This window comes from Castellaniella denitrificans (genome assembly GCF_042653765.1).
GTDB lineage: Bacteria > Pseudomonadota > Gammaproteobacteria > Burkholderiales > Burkholderiaceae_B > Castellaniella > Castellaniella denitrificans.
In genome coordinates this window covers 22,093-28,242 of the sequence record NZ_JBHSEZ010000016.1, presented here as the reverse complement: position 1 = coordinate 28,242, position 6,150 = coordinate 22,093, and the positions used below count along the sequence as shown (strand labels likewise).

Here is a 6,150-nt window from a genome sequence, read left to right as displayed (position 1 = left end):
CCCGCGAGGCCGTGCCGGGCGCCGCGCCCGCCGCCGAAGCGCCCGCGCCCGCCGCGCCCGTCGCGCCGCCCGCGGCGGAACCCGCCCCGGCCCCGGCTGCGGCCCCGGCCCCTGCCGCGGAAGCCGCCCCCGTCCACGAAGCGCCGGAACCGGCCGGTTCCCGGGACGCCGCCGAATCCGCCGACAAGGCCGGCGGCGCGGGGAGCGCCAAGGCCGCCAAGCCCAAGGAAAGCGGCACCATCCGCGTGGGCGTGGAAAAGGTCGACCAGATCATCAACCTGGTGGGCGAGCTCGTCATCACCCAGGCCATGCTGCTGCAGACGTCCCAGACGCTGGATCCGGTGCTGCACGACCGCCTGCTCAACGGCATCGAGCAGCTGGAGCGCAATGCCCGCGACCTCCAGGAGGCCGTGATGTCCATCCGCATGATGCCCATGGACTACGTCTTCAGCCGCTTCCCGCGCGTGGTGCGCGAAAACGCCACCAAGCTGGGCAAGCGCATCCGGCTGGTCACCAAGGGCCAGGCGACCGAACTCGACAAGAGCCTGATCGAGCGCATCATCGATCCGCTGACCCACCTGGTGCGCAACAGCCTGGACCACGGCCTGGAAACGCCGGACGTCCGCATCGCGCAGGGCAAGGATCCGGAAGGCACGCTGATCCTGTCGGCTCAGCACAACGGCGGCCAGATCATCATCGACGTGATCGACGACGGCGCCGGCCTGAACCGCGAGCGGATCCTGAAAAAGGCGATCTCCTCCGGCTTCCCCGTGTCCGAGGCGACGCCCGACGATGAACTCTGGCAGTTGATCTTCGCGCCGGGCTTCTCCACGGCGGAAAAAGTCACGGACATTTCCGGCCGCGGGGTCGGCATGGACGTGGTGCGGCGCAATATCCAGAGCATGGGCGGCCACGTCCAGCTTGCCTCGCGCAAGGGCGAGGGCACCACCACCCGCATCGTCCTGCCCCTGACGCTGGCCATCCTGGACGGCATGTCGGTCAAGGTCGGCGAGGAAACCTTCATCCTGCCGCTGTCCCACGTCACCGAGTCCATGCAGGCCACGGAAGAGCAGATCCATCGCATTTCCGAGACCGAACAGGTCCTGCACGTGCGCGGGGAATACCTGCCCATCGTCGCGTTGCACGAGGTTTTCAACGTGGCGCAGGCCGAAACCGACCTGACCCGGGCTATCGCCGTGATCCTCCAGGCCGAGGACCAGCGCTTCGCCCTGATGGTGGATCACCTGATCGGCCAGCATCAGGTCGTGGTCAAGAATCTCGAAACCAACTATCGCAAGGTGCCGGGCATCTCGGCCGCCACGATCCTGGGCGACGGCAGCGTGGCCCTGATCGTCGACGTGTTCGCCCTGCGACGCACCACCTCGTTGCGGGCCGGCGCGGCCGCCTGACCCACATTCCCATCCGGAGCCATCATGAATCAAGCCACCCCCACGCAGGCGCAGGGAGAAACCCAGGGCAAGGAATTCCTGATCTTCACCCTGGCCAGCCAGGAATACGGGATCGACATCCTCAAGGTCCAGGAAATCCGGGGCTACGACAGCCAGACCGTCACGCGCATCGCCAACGTGCCGTCCTTCGTCAAGGGCGTCACCAATCTGCGAGGCGTGATCGTGCCCATCGTCGACCTGCGCCTGAAATTCAACATGGACAACGTGGAATACACCTCGCAGACCGTGGTGGTGATCCTCAACGTCCGCTCCAGGATCGTAGGGGTGGTGGTCGACGGCGTGTCCGACGTGCTGATCCTGCAGGCGTCGCAGATCAGCGCGGCGCCGCAGTTCGGCTCGGCGTTCTCCACCGAGCACCTGACGGGCATCGGCACCGTGGGCGAGCGCATGCTGATCCTGGTGGACATCGAAAAGCTCATGACCAGCGAGGAAATGGCGCTGGTCGAGGACGCGGTCGCCTGAGCGGGCGGCTCCTTTTTCCCATGCCCCCGGCGGGTTTCATTCACCGAGTTTGATCTCTATGCAATCAGGCGGAAAATCGCTCATCGGCGCGCTCAAGGTCCGCACCAGCCTGGTCCTGGTGCTCGTGTTTTTCTTCTTCATGCTCATTTCGGGGGCGCTGCTGGGCGTGCTGTCCCTGAAGATGAACAATGACGCGCTGCGGGAAATCGCCGCGGACGACGAAGCCGTCCGGCTGCTGGACGAGTCCGTCGGCCGCTACCGCGAAGTCCAGGTGCTGATGGGCCGGGCCCTGGGCAGCATCGTCATCAACAGCGACCTGGCCAACAGCGCCATCCTGTCCGACTGGGGCTCGGGAGGGGATGCGTCGGCCGGCGCCAGCGCGCTCAGCGACGGCTCGCGGGCGCTGATCACCCAGGCCGAGACCCGCCTGGGGCAGGCGCACGAGACGCTCGGGCGCTTCCGCGAGGCCGCCCGGGCGCACATGACCGATGGCGAGCAGGTGAGCCAGGTCGACCAGATCGTCCAGTCCTACACCCACCTGCTCGACCAGGAGCTGCCGGCGGTGCTGGCGCAGCTCAAGGCCGGCCGCATCGAGCAGTACGAGAAGCTGCAGTCCGAAAACGTCGAGCCGGCCGAACGCCGCTTCGAACAGGCCGCCCAGGCGCTCAAGCAGCGCCAGCAGGAGCAGACCGCCCAGGCGGTGGCGGACGAGGCCGCGCACCTGCGCCTGGTGATCCTCATCGTGGGCGTGTCCATGGGGGTGGCGCTGCTCTTCGCCGTGGCCGCCTACCTGTTCCTGCAGCGCGTGGTGCTGCGGCCGCTGCGCGTGGCCGGCCAGCATTTCGACCGGATCGCTGCGGGCGACCTCACCGAGACCATCCAGGTGCCCTCGCGCAACGAGATCGGCGTGCTCTACCTGGCGATGCAGCGCATGCAGGAAAGCCTGGTGCGCATGGTGTCCTCGGTGCGCAACGGCGTGGGCGAGATCCGCCTGGGCGCCCAGGAAATCTTCGCCGGCAACACGGATCTCAGCAGCCGCACCGAGCAGCAGGCGGCTTCCCTGCAGCAGACCGCCGCCAGCATGGAACAGCTCGCCAGCACCGTGCGCCAGAATTCCGACAACGCCGCCCAGGCCGACCGGCTCGCCAAGACGGCGGCGGACGTGGCCCAGCGCGGCGGGGCCGCGGTCACCAGCGTGGCCGAGACCATGGCCGGCATCACCCAGAGCTCGGGCAAGATGGCCGAGATCGTCAGCGTGATCGACGGCATCGCCTTCCAGACCAACATCCTGGCCCTGAACGCGGCGGTGGAAGCCGCCCGCGCGGGCGAGCAGGGCAAGGGCTTCGCCGTCGTGGCCGGCGAGGTCCGGTCGCTCGCCCAGCGCAGCTCCCAGGCCGCCAAGGAAATCAAGGGGCTGATCGACGACTCCGTCGAGCGGGTGCGCGAAGGCTCGGATCGCGTCCAGGACGCCGGGCGGATCATGGGCGAGATCGTCCGCTCGGTGCAGGGCGTCACCGCCATCATGGACGAGATCTCCTCGGCCTCCCGCGAGCAGGCCGACGGCATCAGCCAGATCAATGCGGCCGTCAACGACATGGACCACGTCGTGCAGCAGAACGCCGCCCTGGTCCAGGAGGCGGCCAGCGCCGCCGGTTCCCTGCAGGACCAGGCGGAGCATCTCGGCACGGCCGTCGCCGCCTTCCGGCTCCAGGAAGGCGGGCGCGTGATCGACGTCCAGGGCGGGCAACTGGGCTATACTCCGCGCGCCGGGCAACCGGCCCTGGCGCTGGGCCAGGCCTGATCCAGCACGCCCCGCCACCGACATCGCCATGATCCACGACGCGCCTTCCGCCTCTTATTTCTCGCAGCCGGCCCTGCCCAAGGCCGATGCGGCGGACCTGGCGCGGGCGGTGCAGGTGCTGCACCGGCGGGCCGGAATCATCCTGGGCGATCATAAAAGGGACATGGCCGCCCGCACCCTGGGCCTGCGGGCCCACCACGCGGGATCGGCCACGGTGCGCGGCTACCTGGACCACCTCGAGCAGAATCCCCAGGACGACGAGTGGGACCGCTTCATCAGCGCCTTCACCATCAACCATACGGCCTTCTTCCGCGAGCAGCACCATTTCCGCATCCTGGCCGATTTCGTGCGCACCCGCCGCAAGCCGATCTCCGTTTGGTGCTGCGCCTCGTCCACCGGCGAGGAGCCCTACACCCTGGCTATGACGCTGCACGATGCCTGCGGCCAGTCCGAGGCCGGCCTGTCGGTGCTGGCGACGGACATCGACACCCAGGCCCTGGCGCAGGCGCGCAAGGGCGTCTACACCCTGGACCGCGTCAAGCCCGTGCCCCCGGAGTTCCTGCGGCGCTATTTCCTGCGCGGGGCCGGCCGCCAGGCCGGCATGGCCATGGTCAAGCCCGTGATCCGCAACATGGTGACCTTCGAGGAGCTGAACCTGGTGGCCCCCAGCTGGCCGATCAACCAGAAGTTCGACGCGATCTTCTGTCGCAACACCATGATCTATTTCGACAAGCCGACCCAGACCCGGATCCTGGAGCGCTTCGTGCCCTTGCTCAAGCCGGGCGGCCTGATGTTCGCGGGCCACTCGGAAAACTTCACCTACCTGACAAAATCCCTGCGCCTTCAGGGGCAGACGGTCTATTCCGTCGCCTGATCCGGGGAAGTCCTGCTGAAAATGGCCGTCAACAAGAAAATCCGCGTGCTGTGCGTCGACGATTCCGCCCTGGTGCGCAGTCTGATGACGGAAATCATCAACAGCCAGCCCGACCTCGAGGTCGTGGCCACCGCGCCCGATCCGCTCATCGCGCGCGAGCTCATCAAGCAGCACAATCCCGACGTGCTGACCCTGGACGTCGAAATGCCGCGCATGGACGGCCTGGACTTCCTGGAGCGGCTGATGCGCCTGCGGCCCATGCCGGTGGTGATGGTGTCCTCGCTGACCGAGCGCAACTCCGAGGTCACCATCCGGGCGCTGGAGCTGGGCGCGGTCGATTTCGTCACTAAGCCCAAGCTCGGCCTGCGCGACGGCCTGATCGACTACGGCGACATGATCGCCGACAAGATCCGCGCCGCCGCCCATGCCCGGCTGCGCCCGCGCCCGGCCCAGCAGGCGGGCGAGACCCCCAGGCCGCGCCTGTCGGGCAATTTCTCCACCACCGAGAAGCTCGTCATGATCGGCTCGTCCACGGGCGGGACCGAGGCCATCCGCCACGTGCTCGAACCCCTGCCGGTCAACAGCCCGGCGATCATGATCACGCAGCACATGCCGGCCGGCTTCACCAAGTCCTTCGTCCAGCGCCTGGACGGCCTGTGCGCCGTGCAGGTCCACGAGGCCGAGGACGGCCAGCGGGTGCTGCCCGGCCACGTCTACCTGGCGCCGGGCGGCGTGGCGCACATGAAGCTCGCCCGCTCCGGGGCCAACTACGTGGTCAAGCTGGAATACAGCGATCCCGTGAACCGCCACCGGCCTTCCGTGGACGTGCTGTTCCATTCGGCCGCCCAGGTGGCCGGCAAGAACGCCATCGGCGTCATCCTGACCGGCATGGGCAAGGACGGCGCCCAGGGGCTGCTGGCGATGCGCCAGGCGGGCGCGCGCACCTTCGCGCAGGACGAAGCCAGCTGCGTCGTCTTCGGCATGCCGCGCGAGGCGCTGCTGATCGGCGCCGCCGAAGAGGCCGTCCCGCTGGACGAACTCAGCGAACGCATCCTGAAAAGCGCGGGCGCCTTCGGGAACCGGGTTTGACAGGTTTGAACAGAGGCATCGGGTACCCGAATACCCTGCTTTATTTATTGATTGGAGAGTGATCCGTGGTACAGAAAACGATGAAAATCCTGGTCGTCGACGACTTTCCCACCATGCGCCGGATCGTCAAGAACCTGCTCAAGGACCTGGGGTTCGAGAACGTCGACGAGGCCGAGGACGGCGCCCAGGCGCTGGAAAAATTGCGCAACGGCGGCTTCGAGTTCGTGGTGTCCGACTGGAACATGCCCAACATGGACGGGCTGACCATGCTGCAGAACATCCGCGCCGACCCCAACCTGGCCAGCCTGCCCGTGCTGATGGTCACGGCCGAGGCCAAGAAGGAAAACATCATCGCGGCGGCCCAGGCCGGCGCCAACGGCTACGTGGTCAAGCCCTTCACGGCCGCCACCCTGGAAGAAAAACTGAACAAGATCTTCGAGAAACTCTGATCGGAG

General features: G+C 67.4%; 6 protein-coding genes. All 6 read left to right on the top strand.

The annotated features are described in order from the left end of the window. The coding region (locus ACFO27_RS12020) for a chemotaxis protein CheW (protein WP_376817539.1) at positions 1–1,409 on the top strand (1,409 nt) is incomplete at its 5' end. Between the two features lie 24 nt (positions 1,410–1,433). Beyond that, complete coding sequence (locus ACFO27_RS12015; RefSeq protein ID WP_323026052.1) at positions 1,434–1,931, top strand: chemotaxis protein CheW; 498 nt, start codon at positions 1,434–1,436, stop codon at positions 1,929–1,931. Between the two features lie 58 nt (positions 1,932–1,989). Further along, positions 1,990–3,732 (top strand): methyl-accepting chemotaxis protein, encoded by a 1,743-nt coding sequence (locus tag ACFO27_RS12010; RefSeq protein ID WP_376817538.1) that lies wholly within the window; start codon positions 1,990–1,992, stop codon positions 3,730–3,732. 28 nt (positions 3,733–3,760) lie between these two features. After that, positions 3,761–4,606, top strand: a complete 846-nt coding sequence (locus ACFO27_RS12005) for a CheR family methyltransferase (protein ID WP_376817537.1) — start codon at positions 3,761–3,763, stop codon at positions 4,604–4,606. 21 nt (positions 4,607–4,627) lie between these two features. Beyond that, positions 4,628–5,695 carry a protein-glutamate methylesterase/protein-glutamine glutaminase gene (locus ACFO27_RS12000; protein WP_376817536.1) on the top strand — a complete coding sequence of 356 codons (1,068 nt, stop codon included), beginning with the start codon at positions 4,628–4,630 and terminating at the stop codon, positions 5,693–5,695. 65 nt (positions 5,696–5,760) lie between these two features. Beyond that, complete coding sequence (gene cheY, locus ACFO27_RS11995; RefSeq protein WP_043683179.1) at positions 5,761–6,144, top strand: chemotaxis response regulator CheY; 384 nt, start codon at positions 5,761–5,763, stop codon at positions 6,142–6,144. Positions 6,145–6,150 lie beyond the last annotated feature (6 nt).

What these genes read in the sequence shown, in the direction of transcription:
- ACFO27_RS12015 (WP_323026052.1), top strand. Translation starts at nt 1,434, where the DNA reads ATGAATCAAGCCACCCCCACGCAGGCGCAGGGAGAAACCCAGGGCAAG.
- ACFO27_RS12010 (WP_376817538.1), top strand. Translation starts at nt 1,990, where the DNA reads ATGCAATCAGGCGGAAAATCGCTCATCGGCGCGCTCAAGGTCCGCACC.
- ACFO27_RS12005 (WP_376817537.1), top strand. Translation starts at nt 3,761, where the DNA reads ATGATCCACGACGCGCCTTCCGCCTCTTATTTCTCGCAGCCGGCCCTG.
- ACFO27_RS12000 (WP_376817536.1), top strand. Translation starts at nt 4,628, where the DNA reads ATGGCCGTCAACAAGAAAATCCGCGTGCTGTGCGTCGACGATTCCGCC.